Below are 17,883 nucleotides of genomic sequence, written 5' to 3' on the forward strand. Positions count from 1 at the left end.
GGCCATGCGCAGAGCCCCCATGATCCTTCCTCGTTGCTTGCTGGCACTGGCCATGGTCGTTGGCTCGATGGGCGCAGCCAATGCTTCGCCCTGGGTAGCCGGCTTGCATCATATGATGCTGACCGACCCGGTAGACAGCCGACCCATGCAAGCCTTGGCGTTCTATCCTGCCAAGGGGCATGCTCGGGCCAGCCACATCGACGGTTACGCGCTGGAGGTGGCTGAAGAGGTGCCTGTGGCCCAGGGGCGTTTTCCGTTGCTCGTGCTTTCGCATGGCAACACCGGTAGCCCCCTGGCCTTGCACTACCTGGCAACGTCACTGGCCAGGCAAGGGTATGTGGTGGTCGCTGTGGTCCACCCAGGCGACAATGCCCGCGACCCCAGCCGGTTGGGCACCCTGAGCAATCTGTACGGTCGGCCACTGCAAGTCAGCGCCGCCATCACCGCTGCGCGCAGCGATGCGCTGCTTGGGCCTCGGCTGAACGGTGGGAAAGTCGGATTGATCGGTTATTCGGCCGGCGGCGAAACCGCCTTGATCCTGGCCGGCGCGCGCCCTGACCTTGAGCGCCTGCGTGCATATTGCCTCGAGCGACCCGATGATCACGACGCCTGCAAAACCCACGGTGTGTTGATTGCCGACCGCAGCGAACTGTCACCCCAGGCAGATTCCCGCGTCGGGGCGGTGATGCTGATGGCGCCGCTGAGCCTGCTGTTCGGACGCCACGCCTTGGTCGATGTGCACCTACCGGTGCTCATCTACAGTGGCGACAAGGACCAGCTCGTCGCCGTCGATCGCAACGCCCAAGCCCTGGCCCGCAAGTTGCCCGTCACACCTGACTACCGCCTGCTGGCAGGCGCCGGTCATTTCGTGTTCATGGCGCGCTGTGACGCTGAGCAGGCCTTGCGCATGCCGGCGCTGTGCAAGGATGCCGAGGGGGTGGACCGCCGGCACATCCATCGTTCGCTGCAACGCGAGACGGCTGCGTTCTTCGAGCAGACGCTCGAGGCCCCGCAGCCTGAAAAGCGCTCAGTGAATACGCTGAATCAAGCCACCACGCCCTGACTGCGCAGGTATTCGTCGTAAGTGCCGCTGAAGTCCACCACGCCATCGGCTGACAGCTCGATGATGCGGGTCGCAAGCGAGGAGACGAATTCGCGGTCGTGGCTGACGAAGAGCAGGGTGCCTGGGTAGTTTTCCAGCGCCAGGTTCAACGCTTCGATCGATTCCATGTCCAGGTGGTTGGTCGGCTCGTCCATCACCAGCACGTTGGGCTTTTGCAGAATCAGCTTGCCGAACAGCATGCGGCCCTGTTCGCCACCGGAGATGACCTTGACCGACTTGAGGATCTCATCGTTGGAGAACAGCATGCGCCCCAACGTGCCGCGGATCACCTGCTCACCCGATGTCCACTGGCCCATCCAGTCGAACAGGGTCATGTCGTCTTCGAAATCATGGGCGTGGTCCTGGGCGTAGTAGCCCACTTCCGCGCTGTCGGTCCATTTGACTTCGCCCTTGTCCGGGGTCATCTCGCCTACGAGCGTACGCAGCAAGGTGGTCTTGCCGATGCCGTTGGGCCCGATGATCGCGACGCGCTCTCCGGCTTCGACGGTGAAACCGAGGTCCTTGAACAGCACCTTGTCGTCGAAGGCCTTGGCCATTTTCTCGACCGTTACAGCCTGGCGGTGCAGTTTCTTGGTCTGCTCGAAGCGGATGAACGGGCTGACCCGGCTCGACGGCTTGACCTCGGCCAGCTGGATCTTGTCGATCTGCTTGGCCCGCGAGGTGGCTTGCTTGGCCTTGGAGGCGTTGGCCGAGAAGCGGCTGACGAAGGTTTGCAGTTCAGCGATCTGGGCTTTCTTCTTGGCGTTGTCCGACAGCAGCTGCTCGCGGGCCTGGGTGGCGGCGGTCATGTACTCGTCGTAGTTGCCGGGGAACAGGCGCAGCTCACCGTAGTCCAGGTCAGCCATGTGGGTGCACACGCTGTTGAGGAAGTGGCGGTCGTGGGAAATGATCACCATGGTGCTGTTACGCGCGGTGAGCACGGTTTCCAGCCAGCGGATGGTGTTGATGTCCAGGTGGTTGGTCGGCTCGTCGAGCAGCAGTACGTCCGGGTCCGAGAACAGGGCCTGGGCCAGCAGCACACGCAGCTTCCAGCCCGGCGCTACTTCGCTCATTGGGCCGAAATGCTGCTCCAGCGGAATGCCCAGGCCCAGCAGCAATTCGCCTGCGCGCGACTCGGCGGTGTAGCCGTCCATTTCGGCGAACTCGGTTTCCAGCTCGGCGACAGCCATGCCGTCTTCTTCGGACATTTCAGGCAGCGAATAGATACGATCACGCTCGGCCTTGACCTTCCAGAGATGGCCGTGGCCCATGATCACGGTATCGATCACGGTGAATTCTTCGTAGGCGAACTGGTCCTGGCGCAGCTTGCCCAGGCGCGTATTGGGCTCGAGCATCACTTGGCCGCCAGAAGGCTCCAGGTCGCCGCCCAGGATCTTCATGAAGGTCGACTTGCCGCAGCCATTGGCGCCGATCAGGCCATAGCGGTTGCCATTGTTGAATTTGACCGAAACGTTTTCGAACAGCGGCTTGGAGCCGAATTGCATGGTGATATTAGCGGTGGAGATCAAGGAGCTTACCTATCAATAACTTACGTGGCTTCATCGCAGCTACGGACCAATTTCGGACCAATCTGGAGCTTTTCCAGCTCCTGCCAGTCATTGGACGAGTTAATCCAACGTGCATAAGTCGATAAGAGCATCTGCACGCTATGCCCGAGCTGTTGGGCGATGAATGCGGGGTTGAGACCGGACATTAAGCATATTGTCGCATAGGTATGGCGGCAGTTATACGGTGGGCGATATCGGATCCCCAAACCCTTCAGGGTTGGGCGCCATTGGTGGTGAAGGTCCGATGTCTGCTTGACGTACTCGCCATTCTTCCCTGGAGGGAAGACGAACGGCGACTCATTGAACTGCCCCTTGCCCTGCTTGCGGCGCTCTGCATACTGCTTCGCGAACGCCAAGGCATGCAGCGCTCTGTCGTTGAGCAGAACAAACCGATCACGGCCGGTTTTAGTCCTCTCCTCCACAACGCCCAGCGCGACTGTCCGTCGGACGTGAGCGGTTTTCTTTATCGAGTCCACCGCATCCCAGCGTAGAGCCAAGCCTTCAGAGAGACGAAGCCCCGTGAAGAACATGAACTCGAAGAATGCTGCGTAGATCTGGCTGGGCCAGTGCGCGTGCTTGTATAGCTCAGCGATGATCAAATTGGCCTCGTCGAGAGTGAACGGATCGACCTCCTTCCTTGAGCGCGCTGGAAGTTGGATCGCTTCGGCGGGATTCCTGGTGATCAGCCCGTCCAGCACAGCTGAGCGGAGGATTGTCGACAGCTTCACCATGGCATTGCGTTTAACGGATGCCGATGTCCAGGTGATCGAGGTGACGATCCGCCTAAGAAGCGTGGGCGTGATCAGATCTATACGTACCAAGGCGAGGTGGGGCACCCAATACAGATTCAAGGTGCCTTTGTAGTTGAGCCTCGTGCCCGCCGCGATCTCCCGGCTGTCCAACCACAATTGAGCGTACTCGCCGAACGTTGGTACGCCACCCACGACAGCGCCGGAGCTAGGAAAGAGTTCCGCGTACTTGTCATGGTCGAGTAGGTTGAGTTTTATCAGGCTGTTTACTTTATCTCGAAGCTGGGATGCAGCCTTGATGCCTTTTTGTGTCGCGGGATAGGGAAGGGTCTCACTCCTGCGAGCACCTTCCCACATGAACCTGAGCCGGAGCGAGCCGTAGTGGACGTCGATGCCAGGGGGTAAATCCATTGGCTTTCCAGCCATTCGTCATACCTCTTTTTGCTGTAGATAATTCGGCCGCTGTGCTTCATCCATACGCCCTCGGGAATAGACCCCCGTAGTCGCCGGCCTTCGAGAGCGCGCTTCGTGCAGCCGAGTAAATCGGCCATTTTCTGTTCGGTAACTTTGTCGACGTCACCGGTGTTGGCGGTTTCCATGGTTGGTCTCCACGCCGCCGGTGGCGGCAGGTTGGTGGTCAGACGAGTATTTGCTCAAGCACGGCGTCGGCAAATTTTAGTGCGGCCTGGGCGTCGCTTACATAGGCCGGATCGAAGCCGCCCGCGTAATGGATCACTCGCTGGCTAGCATCCAGCTCTTTCCGCACCAGGCGCAGCGCCTGCACCAGTTCCTCCTGCAGTGCACCTTCGGCGCGTCCGATATCCCAGAACTCCTGACCCCAGTGGCCATCTGGTGGAGGATTATTGTTCTGCTTGCCGAAGGCCAGGGCGCCGATGATGGCGTCGGAGAGCAGTCGCTTGTAGATGTTCTCGCCATCCAGACCCAACCCCCCGCGTCGCCGCAGGGTGCTCACGACCTCGTCTACGTTAAGGCCGCTGTCTTTGAGCACGATGTCGAGCTCAGGCTTTTCAGGGGTGTAGATGACCAGAGCCAACTTGGCTTCCGGCCAGAGATCGGCCGCCAGGCGCTCTAGGCAGTCATTCGCGGTGTGGTGGAATCGTTGAGTTGCGGACATAGGAAATCCTTGCCCGCGCGCATCGGCGGGCTTGAGTAGTTGGGAAGTGGTTAGGCTCGCGCTTCGAAAAGTTCGATTTGCGCCGCTTGGGTATCGCGAATGGCGATGGCTTCGTCGATTCGCTGCCTGGCAATGTCGAGGTAGCCAAGCGGATTGCCGTTTTCGTCGGTATCCTTCTCAATCCCGATGAACCGCCTATACAACTGGACTGCTGCAACGCCGGTCGTGCCGCTACCCATCGTGTTGTCAAGCACAACTTGGCCCGGGTTGGTGTAGGTGGCGATCAAGAACCGCATCCAGCTGACAGGCTTCTGGGTCGGGTGGAAGTTGGCCGTCTGCTTGTCGCTCGAGAAGAACTGCACCGAGCGCGGGTATCGGTCCGTCGAGTCGTACTCGGTGAGCGACAGGGCCTTGCCGTAGCACTCCGAGTTGACCGTCTTCCGCTTCGCCGTCCGCCGCTCGTGACCGGTGGTCATCTGCGGGTTGTAAACCGGCTGGCGTCGGTAGAAGACCTGGGCGCTTTCATGAGCCCGCAGCGGCTGCTTCTTGGCGTTCAGAAAACCGGTAGCGTTGCCTTTCTCCCAGATCCACTCGTAGCGGTAATCGCCCGGGTTGCTGGCGACCAGTAGCGAGCTGAAAGGCTGAGCCGCACACAACACTATGGCGGCCTCCGGCTTGGCGATCCTCAAGTACTGCTCCCACAGGGGGGCAAACGGAATAACCACATCCCAGGCGCACTGTGTCGTGCCGTAGGGGAGGTCGGCTAACACTAAGTCGACGCTTGCGTCCGGGATGGACCTCATAAAATCCAGGCACTCGCCGTGGTAGAGGCTAAATTCGCTCATCACGGCCCCCTGTAGATCAGGTAGGCCATGTAGGCGAGGGCGATCATGGCGCCACCTGCTTGCGGTAGCCGGCGTCGTAGAGCCTGAGGCCCATATTGATCTGCCCGGGTGCTGGTGATTCATGCCCGGCATCAAGGCACATTTGTCGCGCAGCACGCTGGCGTTCTTCCGCCGCCCGTTGCTCAGGAGAACTGAGCGTCCGAAATTCGTATTCACTAAGGTGGCCGCAGTTTTCTTCGCCACCCTCGCGGTAGGTGACCAGGAACAGTTGCGCGCCCATGGCGGTGATGATCACCTCTTGGAATCCAGGTCGAGCCCAGTCTTCCGTGGAGCGCTTGTGCTTCATTTCTATCTTTTGGCCTATTGGCGGAAGGCCTTTGCCATCCCAGCGCGCTGGCCGCGGCGTGATGTACTGGATCTGGCCCTGCGTGAAATTGTGCCGGTGATCGCCGGTATCGCCACCGTATGGATAGACGCGATCCTCGGCGCCGACCACGGCGTACTGGTCCATGTTGATCCACACCTCGGTGATTCCGTGATGGGCTACCAGGCCGTGCCCATCCGCCCATTCTGGCGCCTTACTCCAATCGATCTTGCTCACAGCTCATACCTCTCATCAATCCAACGCCCAGGCGCCAGAGCGGGTGTAGGTTCGGGTTGGGTTTCGTGCGGGGAGAGATGGCGCCGCGTGTCAGCGTTGAACTCGCAAGTGCTGGCGCGTGCCTGGCTGCAGTTCCTGCCGGAGGCGTCGATGCAGGCCTCGAATTTGCAGCCGGCCAGGGTGGCCAGCAGCTGGAGGCAGAGGGCGAGGCGGGTCATGGCGTCACCACTCGCCGCACCCAGCTCACATAGGGTCCGTCTTCGGTGTCGAAGATCTCCAACAGGAACCACTCAGGTCCGGGTGACTGAGGTTCCCAGCCAACGCATCCAGAGCAGTTCGAATCGATATCCCAGTAGGGATGATCCTCAAGGCCGTCCGCATCCATGGAGCGCTGCTTGAGTTCAAGCTTCTGCTCCTTGAGCCAGGCGTCAAACCTCCCAACGTCTTCGTCAAATTCCGGTCCGTCAGGGTGATACCACCAGCCATCTTCATCGCGCTTGACCTCGACTGGCCCGAAGCGCTTTACCTGGTGTGTGGCGCACAACGTGACATAGTGCACGTCGCTGTACTCACCGCCGCCGCTGCTGTACTGAATTTGGCAACCGCAGTCCGCAGGCTTGCCATTGACGAACGAAATCTTTTCTGCAGGCATAACGATTCCTTGGCCGCCATATCGCGGCAGTGAACAGAGGGGAGAGGGTTACACACCGGATGGAGTACAGATGTACTCCAGATCATGATTGTGCTGATACTGCCGCCCCTATCAGGGGGCCAGTTCCTCGAGCTTCTGAGGCTGGTGCATGCGATGCATCTCCATCGATCTCACGAAATAATTGGTGGAGGTGAATGGTGGCAAATTGGTAGTATGCTTGCATTGATACGATCACGGGAGCATGAAATTGAGTAACTCACTTTTCCAGCCACTACCATGGATGCAGCCTTCTGCAGGTCAGCCAAGCCCTTCGCCGTTTATGAATAATGTGGTGAGTAAACAGTGGTTCAATGGTGAGGATGTCCACTTGGATGGGTGGACTTTCATTAACTGTCGTTTCGATAACTGTCGCTTGCACGTCTCTACCACGTTCTTTACGATAGACAAGTGCTTCATGGGAGAAGGAACGACAATTCATTATGGCAAAGACGTTGTAAAAATAATTCAGCTTTTTCATATGCGCAACGATTATATGAAAAGTCAGTTTCCTCACTTTGCTCCGACGTTCCATGAGGATGGTAAAGTATCAGTAGGGGCGCTTTAGTATGGCGTTTAATGGGGGATTCGAATCCAATCTAAACCTGACACCGAGGCGCAGCCAAGTGTTCACGACGTGCTGGGTTGTGTTGACGGCACTATCATTAGCCGCAGGGTTTGTCTTCCTCTGGTTTGAGAAAGAAATGTGGCACATACCCGTGATTGCTGCAGGGATATGTGGCTCAGTTTCTTTATGCTCCTATGCTATGTCGCATAAGAACGTCGATTTGTCTGGTGGCAAAGCCACCGAATTTCACGCAGATAGCGAAAGTGCTCGAATCCTTTGCGATCCGAGAACCACACCATCTAAGGATATGCTTAAAATCTTCGCAGAGCATGTTAGTGCAGTCGCGCATCGACGCCCTCTGCCTAGATCGAGTGGTTTGGTCGGGCCTGATGGGGCTCTCATTCCTAATACCGTTGATGTAGCCAACGAAAAAATCATAGAGCTCAATGCTCATGCTTTGGAGGAGAAAGAAAGGATCGATGGGATCATAAATGCTTCAAAAGAGAGACCAGTGGCCTTGAGCGAGTCTGCTCCAAGCTACACCGGCGAGACGCTTGAAGGACTATCAATTGACAAGGTTTAAATTTTTCTGGGCGTAAGCAATTGGTACTTTTGCATACTTGTTGTGGCTTGCAGTTACCAGCCCAATTGAGCGCTCATCGTTTGCAAAGAACAGGCGCTGGCGGACAGCCTCGGAGGCTCAGGCTACTTTACGTGCGCTGAATACGCTTTGGCGGGCTGTTTCGTACTCGCTGCTGATAATCTCAAACAGGCCCTCAACATCTCCGTCAGCAGCCTTGCTGCCCAAGTTCAGGTAAACGGTATCGCCATAGATGAAGCACATCCCGCCACTGATCCAGATGCCGCAGCGCTCAACGCCAATCGCCTCCCACATTTCGTCCCGGTCGATAGCGTCAGGGCAGTGTGCGTCCATAGGTCGTCCAGGCGCTGCTGCTCAGCCTTCTCGGCTGCGCGCACCTCTTTGTCTGTACCCTTAGCATGTTTTGGTGCCCGGCGCAGCGAGCGGTAGCCGTATTCGTCTGGGCGGCACCAATGCACATCAAGGTCGCGGCTGGCGTTGAGCTTGATACCGCCGACGTAATTGCGAGAGCCGCTGTACATCGACGATGCATCGGCGCCGAAGGCCTCACCCGACTTCTTGCTCTGAGCGCCCCAAGCGCCGTTCTTGTCGTCCCAGGCCTGCGCTGCGGTCGGGACCTTTGGCGATTGGTCTTGTAGAAGTAGCTCATGGCTTTCCCCATGCATGCGCCGCCCTCCGTGCTGGCGGCGGCATGGTGGCAATTTGATTTGGGATGAGGTACTACGGGTGACCGGCATGGGGCCGAATGGAGGTTTCTGATGGATCTGCAAAGGCACACTGCCTTCTTTGCGTTTTTTAACAAGTACCCAGATGCAGAGCGCCATGAGTCTCATCATGAAAATGGCAGGTATTCGACATTCGCAGTTGGGCTTTTCAACGGAGTAGTGAACGAAGCTTACCTTTCGGTTAACAAAGCTGATGGTTCACTCTCGGAGGAGTGGAAGATTTCAGACGATGAATTGGCTCAAGCTCTGGGCAAAAACCGCATTGACTACGCAGATGCGCTATCTGCTTTGATGCGACTTTCAGTAGTAAGAGCAGGGTCGCCAGCCAAATCGGTCTAGTTATTAGCGCGCTCCCTCCGGAGCTGGGTCGGCCTGCAGACTTCAGGCTTCCGCGCCACAGGCGGCGACACCGCGATGATGTGGCGCGGGTAGTTCACTACTTCGCGTCGAAGGTGCCCAGGGACAGTTTCGCAGCGGTACCGACCCTCGCGTCGAGCACGGCCTTGAATTCCTGAGCGATGGCCTCGCGCTGGGCCTCTTCGCCGATCCAGCGCAGTTTCAGCACTGGTTGCGCGCCGCCGGTGATGACAGAAACACGCAGGCGAATCACTTGCTCGGCCAAGCCCTCAAACGGAATGACCTTGAAGTCCAGCCAGGCAGGCAGGGTTTCTTTGCTGCTGGCCTCGATCTGGTCCATAGTGCTGCGGCTGGCGCGGGTCTCACCGACGGCGTGATCGCTCTCCGACGAGGCCTTCACTGTGATGGTGCGAACGGCGGCGATCGCTTTGGCGATGGTCATGGTCTGGCCATTCTCATCGGTGGCCGACAAGTGCTGGTTCCAGTCTTCGATCCAGTCACTCATAGCCTTCTGCGCCAGGCTCTGCCCGCACACCGCCTGAACGGCGGCGAATGCAGCGGAGGCCTTGAGGCGAAGCACAGCGCGGTCATCGGCATGGCCTGGCTCTTCGGCTGTACCAATGTTGAACAGCACTATGCAGCTCATGCTGTCTTGATCTATGAAGCCTCGGGCAGCCGGGGCCGCGCGCTCAACGACGTAGGCACTGTAGTCGGCCAGCGAGTGTGTGGAGTAGGTGCCGCGGAAGCGGTTACGGCCTTCTTGGTAGCGTTCCAGGTCAACCACGTTGAAATGCTGCGGTACGACAACGACCGGGCCCAGTGCGGGTAGGTCGCGACCGGCGGCGGCGATAGTGGTTTTTTGGATGAGTTCAAGCGCTTCTTTCGTGAAAGACATGCGAAGGTTCCTTGCTGTAGGGATCAGGTGCGTGGATGGACCGGAGCTTCATCACGGTTGAAGAGCTGGTCGTGTTTCTCGGGGAACAGCGAAATGTTGCCGCCGGTACCGACATACATCGGCGTGTCCAAGCTGGTGTTTTCGCTGCGGTCACCGCGCTTGGTGGGCACCTTGTAGGCCAGCTTGTGCTTGATCTTCACCTGGTGCGAGTCACCGATCTGGCTGAAGTCCAAGGTGATGGTGATCTTGCCGGCCTTGCCGTGATCGACCACGCCGGCGGCTACTTCGGAGAGGGCATGACCGATCTGGCTGGCGAATGCGCCGCCGTTGAGCTCCTGCAGGAACTCGGTAGTGTCTGTTGGTTTTGGCATTGCTGATGCTCCGAGAGGACAAGGCCGCTGGGCGGCAGGTTGATGTACTGCTGGCGCCGGCCGTGCCGAACGCGTGAGGTGATGCGCTTCATGCTGCTTTCTGCTGACTCCAGGCGCCGACAGCGGCAAAGATCTTTGCGGCCTCTGCTTCGTCGAGCGTTGTGTCGGTTGGGATGGCGATCCAGCCGGCTGCCACCAGGTGATTAGGATTGGCCGTGGCCCGCAGGTCTGTGTAGGCCGCCTCAATCACGTCGGTCAGGTGCTCGGCGCGGTAGTTGCCCTGTGGCGCGACTTCGATCGACTTGTGATAGCGCTCTCCGAACTCCGTCCGGCACAGCACGCTGAGGTAGATGGTCCAGCGGTGGGGGATGTCGCAGACTGCGTCGACGACTTGCCGCACGCAGATCTGTTTTAGGTTTTTCCAGTTGATCAGCACCTGCTGTCCGCTTGGGTCGATGTTGACCACGGCCGCGTGGTTGGCCGAGACCAGGGCCCGGCACGTCCGTTCAAGGCGGGCCCTCATGTTGTGGGGCTTGCGCTTGCTCATTGCCGCGCGCCTGTTTTGGTGGCCGCCCCAGCTTCGCACGCATCGACAAACCGCATCGCCGCCTTGTAGCTATAGGCGAAGCCTTGCACCGCACCGGTTGCGATCTCGACCACATCCCAAGCGCCGCTCTTGCCGCTGGCCTGATAGCGCGGAGCGGGCTGGCCGATCTTGTTGTGGGCTTCGGCCCGTGCCGACTGACTGCGCTCAAGCAGTGCTGCGAGCACGGCAAGTTTCTCCGCGAAAGCGGGATGCATTGCTGTTTGCATGGGGCGATCCTCGGTGGAATCAGGCGTGGAGCTCGAAGGCCTCGGCCTTGCGAACGATTCGAACTTGGGCGGCGCGACGCTCAGGTGCGCGGCGATCGCGGCGCATGGGGTCGCTGTCGTTGATGACGGAGTGCATTGCGATTAGGCCTGCCAGCACGATGCAGAGCGGGCTGATGATCTGCTGGCGCATGGCCTTGGTGACCGCCTCGATGCGGCGCCCGGCTTCCAGCTTGAACAGCGCAGCCTCGATACGGTTGGCCACGGTGCCAGGGGTGACCGCCATCTGCCGCGCGATCTCTTTGGTGGTCAGGCCCTGGGCAACCCAGAGCAGTGCTTCCAGCTCGCGAGGTGCCAGCGTCTTGCCGAGCTGGCCGGTCCATGAGCCGCAGGTGATCGTTTCCATGATTGTCCTCAGCAACCGCATTGGTCAGGCGTCAGGGCGGGTGACCAATCCCACGCGCAGCCGAGAAGCGCGGGCCTGGCGCCTGCCAATGCGGTCGTATGTGAAGGGAAGGGGATGCCGATAAAGTTCGGCTGGATGAGCCTTACGATTTATAAGGACCACAGTGATGCGTTTTACGATTTGTCTGCATCGGAGATTGATCGGAACACCAGGGCGCTACTCCTGCTTGGTTCCCGCCGCATTTCTGGTATTGGCCGTCTCGCATATACCGGCACAGGAGGTTCACGGGTCTTTGCGATCCTAGCGCTGCAGCTCGCTTGAGCACGCTCCGATCAATCTCCAATGCATCCTGCGATGGGAAGCAGGGCATCGGGCCGTCTTTCCGGCTGTCTTGGTATCAGATGATCGCGGCAAGCGTGCGTGTGCCATCGGCATGCTGCGTGGTTACGTGAAGTGCAGGAGATGCATAGCGTCCCCGCTTGATTAGGCCGAATGCCTGCTGGAACGCTGGGTTAGGATTTCCATCACCATCCGGGGTGAGACTGGAACAGAGCAGCCCAGTGCAGTCCTCACCGTTTGGCCCCTCGCCGTCACGGCCGATGTCGAAACTGGCTATCATCGCAATGCCTTTTGACTTGCAGATCTCGATGATCTGTAGCATCAGAGGGCTGATTTGCGCGTCATAGATTTCTTCTTTGTTCACGATATGGGCCTCGGTTTGATTTCCCGTCTGGCCCTGTCGCCAAGGCCAGCCAGTGAAATCAAATCAGGCAGCAACTTCAGCTTGAGCCGCGATTCGCTCCTGAATCTCTTGGCGGTGCACCGATACGTCCTTCCGTGCCTCGATACCTATGCGCACCTGGTTGCCCTTAACCTGCAGCACCGTGACTCGAATCGTGTCGTTGATCACAATGGTTTCGCCCACTTTGCGGGTCAGTATCGGCATGGTCCTACTCCTTGGGTGTTGTTTGGGTCAGTCGTCGAAGCCGTAACTGAAATCGTCTGGATCGCAGTCGATCAGGAGCACGGCGTTTCCGAAGTAGAGCGAAGCCAACATGCGTTTCCACTTGGAGCGAATGCGCATGTTTACGGCTATACGTTTGTCATCCAACTTCGCACTTAGGACTTCGGCTACCTGTATGCTCGGGAGGTGCGGCTCATCAGGCTTGCGCGAGCCTACGATGTGAACGTGCAGCGAGTTCTTCATGCTGTAGATTCCCCGCGAGTCAGTTCGCCAGGAGGACATGGCGCGACTGTCCTCTGGCTCTGGATCAAAGCCTATGTAGAGGAACTCTGACCGTCCGCTCATGGTTTCTTCGAAGCGGATCTCTGGGTTCATCCAATGCTCCTCGGCGGCTTTCTCGCGATGCTCGCTAACGAACTCATCCAGCAACCCTTTGAGGGAAACTTCACCGCTCAGCAGGCCTTCACCGTCCATCACCTCTGCGATGGCTTTCTCTGCTTGGTCCAGCACGGTGGATTGCAACGCAGCTGCCTCCCACCGCTCGCGAAGTGCGTTTGCTACAAGAGCGTTGTAACGCTGCAGCTCAAACATGTCGGTGACGTTAGCTGGCAGAGCGGCTTTGATGGCTTCTTGCACTGATTTGCCGAAATCGCCATAGGAGCGGAAAGTGTCCTTCACCACGTCCTTGAACATGCTTTCAACGCCTTGATCGATCAATTCGCGCGCACGGTCCGACTGGGCATAGACGCTGACGCGCTCGACCAATAGTTCCTGAAGAGTTTGTTGAGTCATTAGGTGATCCATCCATGTGTGGTTGATTTCCCGTCTGGCCCTCGTGAGAAGGCCAGCCAGTGAAACCGTGCTCGAGGTCCACCACCGAAGGCTTCACCCGATCTTCTGTCTGGCCTAGAGCTTCCCTGGTCACCTCGCTTTGATCGGCCTTAGCGGGGTGGTCATGGGGTTAGGTATTCGCTACACGACTGCCAGCTGCAGCTCGGCGGCCTACTGGGTAGGGCAGCTCGTCGTGGGTGGCCGGTCCGTTTTCCGGCTGGACTTGCTACTTCATCGGCAGATTCCTCCTATGGTTTTTGATCCGCTCCATGCTCGGCGCCGGGTTTCCCCACCACTACCTGCTGCAGCTACTGGCTACGCATCAGGTGGCTCGCATGGTTTGGCGTCCTCCCATGGGGGAGTCCGGCAGCTATCCAGAGGCTGCGTGGTCGACGACTTAGCTTGTCCCGACCCAGGTGATAGCCTGGGTGCGTCGAGGTGGTCACGTCGGGTTGTGTAAAGAGCGATGGCTGCCGTAGCTGCCCGTCGCCATTGCGGCGTTGAGTGAATTTAAGCAATCTGAAATCATAAGGTCAAGTATGCTGAATAATTATTTTCAGTAATCTTAAATTGGAGGACAAAAAAAGGCCCGCTCAGTGCGGGCCATTTGTGTCAGATTTCGCTGAATTCTCGCCATCCAATACGGATTATTCCCGACTCCAGCCACTCAACTCGGATGCCGGTGGTCTCCTCCAGGTCTTTCAGGATACGAGCCCAGTCCGCAGAGGACTCATCGGGCGCGGGCCGAAGCTCGACGAACTGGCGTTTCTGCACATGAGGTGACGCAACGGCTTGCTGGATCCGGTAACCGAGGCGCTCATAAGAGCGAGAAGGCGAATGTGAGAACGCGAGCGGAAACATCTATAAACTCCTTGTACTGTATATACATACAGTTAAACTGAGTGGAGCTATTTTTCAAGCCCCTTGACGCTTCGAAGGCACGCATCTGTGAACATTTGGGGTAAATAGTCCATCCTACGGACACAAAAAAGCCCAGCTCAAAGCCGGGCTTTTGTGGGGAGGAGAATTACAACTTCATCATTGCTCGGACAACCACACCCACGATTCGGCAACCTTCCGCACACATCTCGACCGGATATGCAGGGTTCAAAGGTTTCAGAAATCGTCTGCCGCCATCCTCGACAAGTTTCTTGAACGTGGCTTCGTTACTGTCGGCGAGCTTAGCCACGACCAGCTTCCCTGAAATGGCCTCGGCCTCAGTATCAACGAGAATCATCATGCCTTCGGTGATGCTTGTTCCGACCGGCGAAGTCATGGAGTCGCCTTTGACCTCGAGCCAAAACGCCACGCCTTTAGAGTCGTAGTCGGACACTTCGTACCGGTCAGAGAACCCCGGAGGAAACGGTTCGACGGCCTCGGCCCAGGCCCCTGCAGCCACCCAGCTGATCACAGGGTACCTAAAAGACATCTTAAGTTGAGCGATGGTTTCGACGTTGCTCGCTTCGACCTCCGGTCCCTCGCCGATGGCGAGCCACTCCGCGCGAAAACCAGTTGCTTTGGCGAGGGCATACAAGTTCTCAGGCCTGAGGCTTTTGCTTTCGCCTGAGATCCATTGAGTGACAGCTGAGTTTGCAACGCCGCAAGCGGCCGCAATTTCGCCCTTCTTCATGCCGCTAACCGCGATGGCTTTGGCTATTCGTTCGTGTCTTTCCATGCGTTAATTTTAAGTTAACTGAATTTAAGTATGCAGTTCTCTGAATGGCGCCGTTGACTATGCATCTTCAGCATGCTGAAATTCGCAGACGCTCCATCGAGGAAACGCAATGAAAACGCGTGAGGCCGCTAACCATTTCGGCAGCAAGAAAAAACTGGCCGAAGCGCTGGGTATCCAGCCAAGCGCAGTAACCATGTGGGGGGAGGTCGTCCCGATCTCTCGCCAGTACCAACTTCAGATTCTCTCAGGCGGTGCACTGATGGCGTATGCAAAGCCGTGTGCAGAGGAGTGCGCTAAGTCTGGCAAGGCTGGCGTTGCGCCAGTAGATGACCAAAACACCTGCTGATCCATCCAGTACTCGAATCGCAGGCACAAAAAAACCGGGTGGCAGCCCGGTTTCTTCAACAAAACATCGAGGTCGATTATGCATAGAGCGATCGATGCAAGCAACACCCACGCTCCCTCGGCAGTTCCATGCACTGAGCAACTGCGCCGATTGATGTCGACTCGTGAAGTGGCTGAGCTGACCGGCAAGAGTCACGACAACGTTTTGCGTGACGCTCGAGCCTTGGCAAAAAGGGGTGTCCTCAAATCTGAGGAGACCCCCTACGTGCATCCCCAAAACGGCCAGGCTTACCCTGAATTCCTTCTCGATCAGCGGGATGCCCTGGTGCTGGTTTCGGGCTACGACGCGTCACTCCGGGCCAGGATCATTGATCGCTGGCAGGAACTGGAGGCCCGAGTGCTGGCGCACATGCGGGTCCCCACAAATTTCGCAGAGGGGTTGCGCCTGGCTGCCGACAAGGCCGAGGAGAACCAGCGCCTCCAGGATGCGCTCGCCAAGCAGGCACCGAAGGTCGCGGCCATCGTGCGTTTGGCGAGTGCCGGCGGTGCCATATGTGTCACCGATGCGGCCAAGCAGCTTCAGGTGGCGCCATTCAAGCTGTTTGGCTGGCTGGAAGAAAACCGCTGGATCTACCGTCGTCGCGGCTCCAAGCGATGGATTGCATATCAGCCCCGGATCAGTGCGGGGCTGCTCAAGCACAAAGTGACCGGCCTTAAGCCTGATCCCGAAACAGGCAGTGACCGCGCAGCGTTCGATGTTCTGGTAACGCCGAAGGGGTTGGCACGCCTGGCAGAGCTTCTCACAGTGCCCGTGGCTGGCCTAAGCGCAGGGCGGAGCTGACATGCAATTCACTGTAACCATCAACCAGGTCAAGGCCTTGGAGTGGGGACTCAACTCCCAGCAGGCGTTGCTGTTCGCATTCGTTTATGGCTGCCCGAGTTGGGCAAAGGCGATGACGACTGAGCAGGGCGTCTTCTTCGTGCTAAGCAAGGCCAAGATCATCGAAGAGCTGCCGCTGCTGACGGATAAGCCCGACACGGCGTATCGCATGCTGAAGGCGCTGCAGGACGTTGGCCTGATCGAGCTTTCGAGCACTTCGAGTGTCACGCTTTTCCGGCTGACCGACAAGGCAGCGCAGTGGAACAAAAAAGAGGATGGGTCGGAAAAATATCCGACCTTGAAGGCGGGTACAGAGGGTCGGAAAAAAATCCGATCTACCTCGGAAAAAAATCCGAGCAAGGTCGGAAATAAATCCGAGCTAGGGTCGGAAAAATCTCCGACAAATCAAGATACCAGTAATCAAGATACCAATCAGGGTACCAGTCACAGTTCGCAGGATGCCCCGGCTCCGCCGTCGCAACCCACGGGGCTGACGCTGGTTCCGGCTGGTGCACCTCGGTGTGAAATCCCCGAGGACATGCCAGGGCCGAAGGACCAGACCTGCAAGACCTACAAGGCCTGGGCCAACTACGCCATGGCCTATCGCAAGCGCTACGGCGCCTGGCCAGTGTGGAACGCCAAGGTCGGCGGGCAACTGGGACAACTGATCGACCGCCTGGGTATCGACGTCGCCCACCAAGTGGCCGCGTACTTCGTGTCGATCAACGACTCCAGACTGATCAATGGCTGCCACAACCTGGGCGACCTGCTCACTAAGTGCGAGGCCTATCACACCCAGTGGGTCACCAACCGTCAGATGAACGCCACCACGGCGCGCCAGCAGGAGCAGACCCAAGCAAACATCAACGCCGCCCACGACGCCGCCGATGCCATCCGGAACAGCCAAGGGAGCAAACGCAATGCTTTCCTGTGACGATATCGCCGAGCTGGCCATGGCTATTTGCGCAACGGCTGAGGCCATGGGCCAGACCATCAGTGCGGCAGGGGCCAAGCTGATCGCTGAAGACCTGTCAGCGCACGAACCTGAGGTGATCGTTGCCGCTCTGCGCGCTTGCCGTCGTGAACCAGCCGGGCGCCTGTCGCTGGGTATGGTCCTGAAACACATCCACGCTGCCGATGGCCGGCCCGGTAAGGATGAAGCATGGTCAATCGCTCTGGCAGCCAGTGACGAATACGAGACGGTAGTGCTCACCACCGAGATTCGCCAGGCCATGGTGGCGTCCCAGCCGATCCTTGAGGCAGGCGACAAAATAGGCGCCCGAATGGCGTTCATGAGTGCCTATGAGCGCATGGTCAGCTTCGCTCGCGCTGAAGACAAGCCTGCCACCTGGGAGGTTTCTCTGGGCTTCGATTCCGGGCGACGCGTGACTGCCGTTGAAACGGCCGTGCGGGCTCAATTGATCAGCCGTGACATGGGGGGCAAGTACCTCGCCGACCTTCGCATAGCTCCGGTGACTGCTGATGGCCAGGCCATCGCAGGCCTGCTGACCGGAGAGGTGCGCGCGCAGCCCAGCGCCGCGATGCGGGAGAAGCTTGCAGAAGTCCGCTCGATATTGACGGCTTCCAAGGCCAAGAAAGACAGCGCCCGTGCAAAAGAGGCGCAGCGGCGCCGTGTTAGCACCTACCTTCGCAAGCGTCAGGCGCGCGCGGCGTTGGCTGGGTCGGGCGTGCAGCAGTGAAACGAATCTGGACCGTGCACGTACCAGGCTATCGGCCATTTTCAATGGTGCTGATGGACGGCCCCTT

At 58.4% G+C, this 17,883-nt stretch carries 23 protein-coding genes and 1 pseudogene; 7 read left to right on the top strand and 17 right to left on the bottom strand.

The genetic code is table 11. From position 1 onward, the window contains the following. Nucleotides 1–19 precede the first annotated feature (19 nt). Nucleotides 20–1,063, top strand: a complete 1,044-nt coding sequence (locus NMB38_RS10040) for an alpha/beta hydrolase family protein (protein WP_027916461.1) — start codon at nt 20–22, stop codon at nt 1,061–1,063. Here NMB38_RS10040 and NMB38_RS10045 read toward each other — a convergent pair. The 6 genes from NMB38_RS10045 to NMB38_RS10070 all read right to left on the bottom strand — a co-directional run bounded on the left by NMB38_RS10045 (nt 1,045) and on the right by NMB38_RS10070 (nt 6,652). Next, a complete protein-coding gene (locus NMB38_RS10045; protein ID WP_023533837.1) occupies nt 1,045–2,631 on the bottom strand; it encodes an ABC-F family ATPase in 1,587 nt (528 codons plus the stop codon). The genes NMB38_RS10040 and NMB38_RS10045 overlap by 19 nt on opposite strands. A 20-nt stretch (nt 2,632–2,651) precedes the next feature. Further along, on the bottom strand, nt 2,652–3,845 hold the full coding sequence (locus NMB38_RS10050; RefSeq protein WP_494355024.1) for a tyrosine-type recombinase/integrase: 1,194 nt from the start codon (nt 3,843–3,845) through the stop codon (nt 2,652–2,654). Nucleotides 3,846–4,056: 211 nt separating this feature from the next. Next, nucleotides 4,057–4,554 carry a hypothetical protein gene (locus tag NMB38_RS10055; protein WP_494355025.1) on the bottom strand — a complete coding sequence of 166 codons (498 nt, stop codon included), beginning with the start codon at nt 4,552–4,554 and terminating at the stop codon, nt 4,057–4,059. Nucleotides 4,555–4,604: 50 nt separating this feature from the next. Next, nucleotides 4,605–5,399, bottom strand: a complete 795-nt coding sequence (locus tag NMB38_RS10060) for a DNA-methyltransferase (RefSeq protein ID WP_494355026.1) — start codon at nt 5,397–5,399, stop codon at nt 4,605–4,607. A gap of 43 nt (nt 5,400–5,442) precedes the next feature. Beyond that, on the bottom strand, nt 5,443–6,000 hold the full coding sequence (locus tag NMB38_RS10065) for a hypothetical protein (protein ID WP_494355027.1): 558 nt from the start codon (nt 5,998–6,000) through the stop codon (nt 5,443–5,445). A 214-nt stretch (nt 6,001–6,214) separates the two neighbouring features. Continuing rightward, entirely contained in the window at nt 6,215–6,652 is a 438-nt protein-coding gene (locus tag NMB38_RS10070; protein WP_494355028.1) for a hypothetical protein, read from the bottom strand. Between the two features lie 662 nt (nt 6,653–7,314). Between NMB38_RS10070 and NMB38_RS10075 the strand changes: the two genes are divergently transcribed. After that, complete coding sequence (locus NMB38_RS10075; RefSeq protein WP_494355029.1) at nt 7,315–7,839, top strand: hypothetical protein; 525 nt, start codon at nt 7,315–7,317, stop codon at nt 7,837–7,839. 117 nt (nt 7,840–7,956) lie between these two features. On the opposite strand, the pseudogene NMB38_RS10080 reads toward NMB38_RS10075, so the two are convergent. Beyond that, nucleotides 7,957–8,693 (bottom strand): annotated as a pseudogene (locus tag NMB38_RS10080) (Mu-Gp12 family protein). Here NMB38_RS10080 and NMB38_RS10085 point away from each other — a divergent pair. Next, complete coding sequence (locus tag NMB38_RS10085; protein WP_494355086.1) at nt 8,616–8,921, top strand: hypothetical protein; 306 nt, start codon at nt 8,616–8,618, stop codon at nt 8,919–8,921. The pseudogene NMB38_RS10080 and the gene NMB38_RS10085 overlap by 78 nt on opposite strands. A gap of 97 nt (nt 8,922–9,018) precedes the next feature. Here the strand turns inward: NMB38_RS10085 and NMB38_RS10090 are convergent, their stop codons facing one another. The 10 genes from NMB38_RS10090 to NMB38_RS10135 form a co-directional block, all read right to left on the bottom strand. Continuing rightward, nucleotides 9,019–9,834, bottom strand: a complete 816-nt coding sequence (locus tag NMB38_RS10090; protein WP_494355030.1) for a DUF2303 family protein — start codon at nt 9,832–9,834, stop codon at nt 9,019–9,021. A 23-nt stretch (nt 9,835–9,857) separates the two neighbouring features. Next, on the bottom strand, nt 9,858–10,205 hold the full coding sequence (locus NMB38_RS10095; RefSeq protein WP_049696056.1) for a YfdP family phage-associated protein: 348 nt from the start codon (nt 10,203–10,205) through the stop codon (nt 9,858–9,860). Between the two features lie 88 nt (nt 10,206–10,293). Further along, nucleotides 10,294–10,752: a hypothetical protein gene (locus NMB38_RS10100; RefSeq protein WP_288649687.1), complete on the bottom strand. Its 459-nt coding sequence runs from the start codon at nt 10,750–10,752 to the stop codon at nt 10,294–10,296. After that, nucleotides 10,749–11,018: a hypothetical protein gene (locus NMB38_RS10105; protein ID WP_049696054.1), complete on the bottom strand. Its 270-nt coding sequence runs from the start codon at nt 11,016–11,018 to the stop codon at nt 10,749–10,751. Before NMB38_RS10105 ends, NMB38_RS10100 begins: the two co-directional genes overlap by 4 nt. A gap of 19 nt (nt 11,019–11,037) precedes the next feature. After that, nucleotides 11,038–11,421, bottom strand: a complete 384-nt coding sequence (locus NMB38_RS10110) for a response regulator transcription factor (protein ID WP_049696053.1) — start codon at nt 11,419–11,421, stop codon at nt 11,038–11,040. Nucleotides 11,422–11,818: 397 nt separating this feature from the next. Beyond that, a complete protein-coding gene (locus tag NMB38_RS10115) occupies nt 11,819–12,124 on the bottom strand; it encodes a hypothetical protein (protein ID WP_494355031.1) in 306 nt (101 codons plus the stop codon). A gap of 63 nt (nt 12,125–12,187) precedes the next feature. After that, nucleotides 12,188–12,367, bottom strand: coding sequence for a carbon storage regulator CsrA (gene csrA / locus NMB38_RS10120; RefSeq protein ID WP_494355032.1), 180 nt, complete (start codon nt 12,365–12,367; stop codon nt 12,188–12,190). Nucleotides 12,368–12,394: 27 nt separating this feature from the next. Next, on the bottom strand, nt 12,395–13,177 hold the full coding sequence (locus tag NMB38_RS10125; RefSeq protein ID WP_494355033.1) for a hypothetical protein: 783 nt from the start codon (nt 13,175–13,177) through the stop codon (nt 12,395–12,397). Between the two features lie 651 nt (nt 13,178–13,828). Next, a complete protein-coding gene (locus NMB38_RS10130; protein ID WP_494355034.1) occupies nt 13,829–14,077 on the bottom strand; it encodes a DUF1654 domain-containing protein in 249 nt (82 codons plus the stop codon). A 166-nt stretch (nt 14,078–14,243) separates the two neighbouring features. After that, nucleotides 14,244–14,891 (bottom strand): LexA family protein, encoded by a 648-nt coding sequence (locus NMB38_RS10135; protein WP_494355035.1) that lies wholly within the window; start codon nt 14,889–14,891, stop codon nt 14,244–14,246. Between the two features lie 109 nt (nt 14,892–15,000). On the opposite strand from NMB38_RS10135, the gene NMB38_RS10140 reads away from it, so the two are divergent. The 4 genes from NMB38_RS10140 (at nt 15,001) to NMB38_RS10155 (ending at nt 17,816) form a co-directional block, all read left to right on the top strand. Continuing rightward, on the top strand, nt 15,001–15,237 hold the full coding sequence (locus tag NMB38_RS10140; protein ID WP_494355036.1) for a Cro/CI family transcriptional regulator: 237 nt from the start codon (nt 15,001–15,003) through the stop codon (nt 15,235–15,237). A 153-nt stretch (nt 15,238–15,390) separates the two neighbouring features. Next, complete coding sequence (locus NMB38_RS10145) at nt 15,391–16,077, top strand: Rha family transcriptional regulator (RefSeq protein WP_494355037.1); 687 nt, start codon at nt 15,391–15,393, stop codon at nt 16,075–16,077. Between the two features lies 1 nt (nt 16,078). Continuing rightward, nucleotides 16,079–17,050, top strand: a complete 972-nt coding sequence (locus tag NMB38_RS10150) for a phage replication protein (RefSeq protein WP_494355038.1) — start codon at nt 16,079–16,081, stop codon at nt 17,048–17,050. Further along, nucleotides 17,037–17,816 carry a hypothetical protein gene (locus NMB38_RS10155; RefSeq protein ID WP_494355039.1) on the top strand — a complete coding sequence of 260 codons (780 nt, stop codon included), beginning with the start codon at nt 17,037–17,039 and terminating at the stop codon, nt 17,814–17,816. Before NMB38_RS10150 ends, NMB38_RS10155 begins: the two co-directional genes overlap by 14 nt. Nucleotides 17,817–17,883 lie beyond the last annotated feature (67 nt).

The organism is Pseudomonas sp. FBCC-B35 (assembly GCF_059133755.1).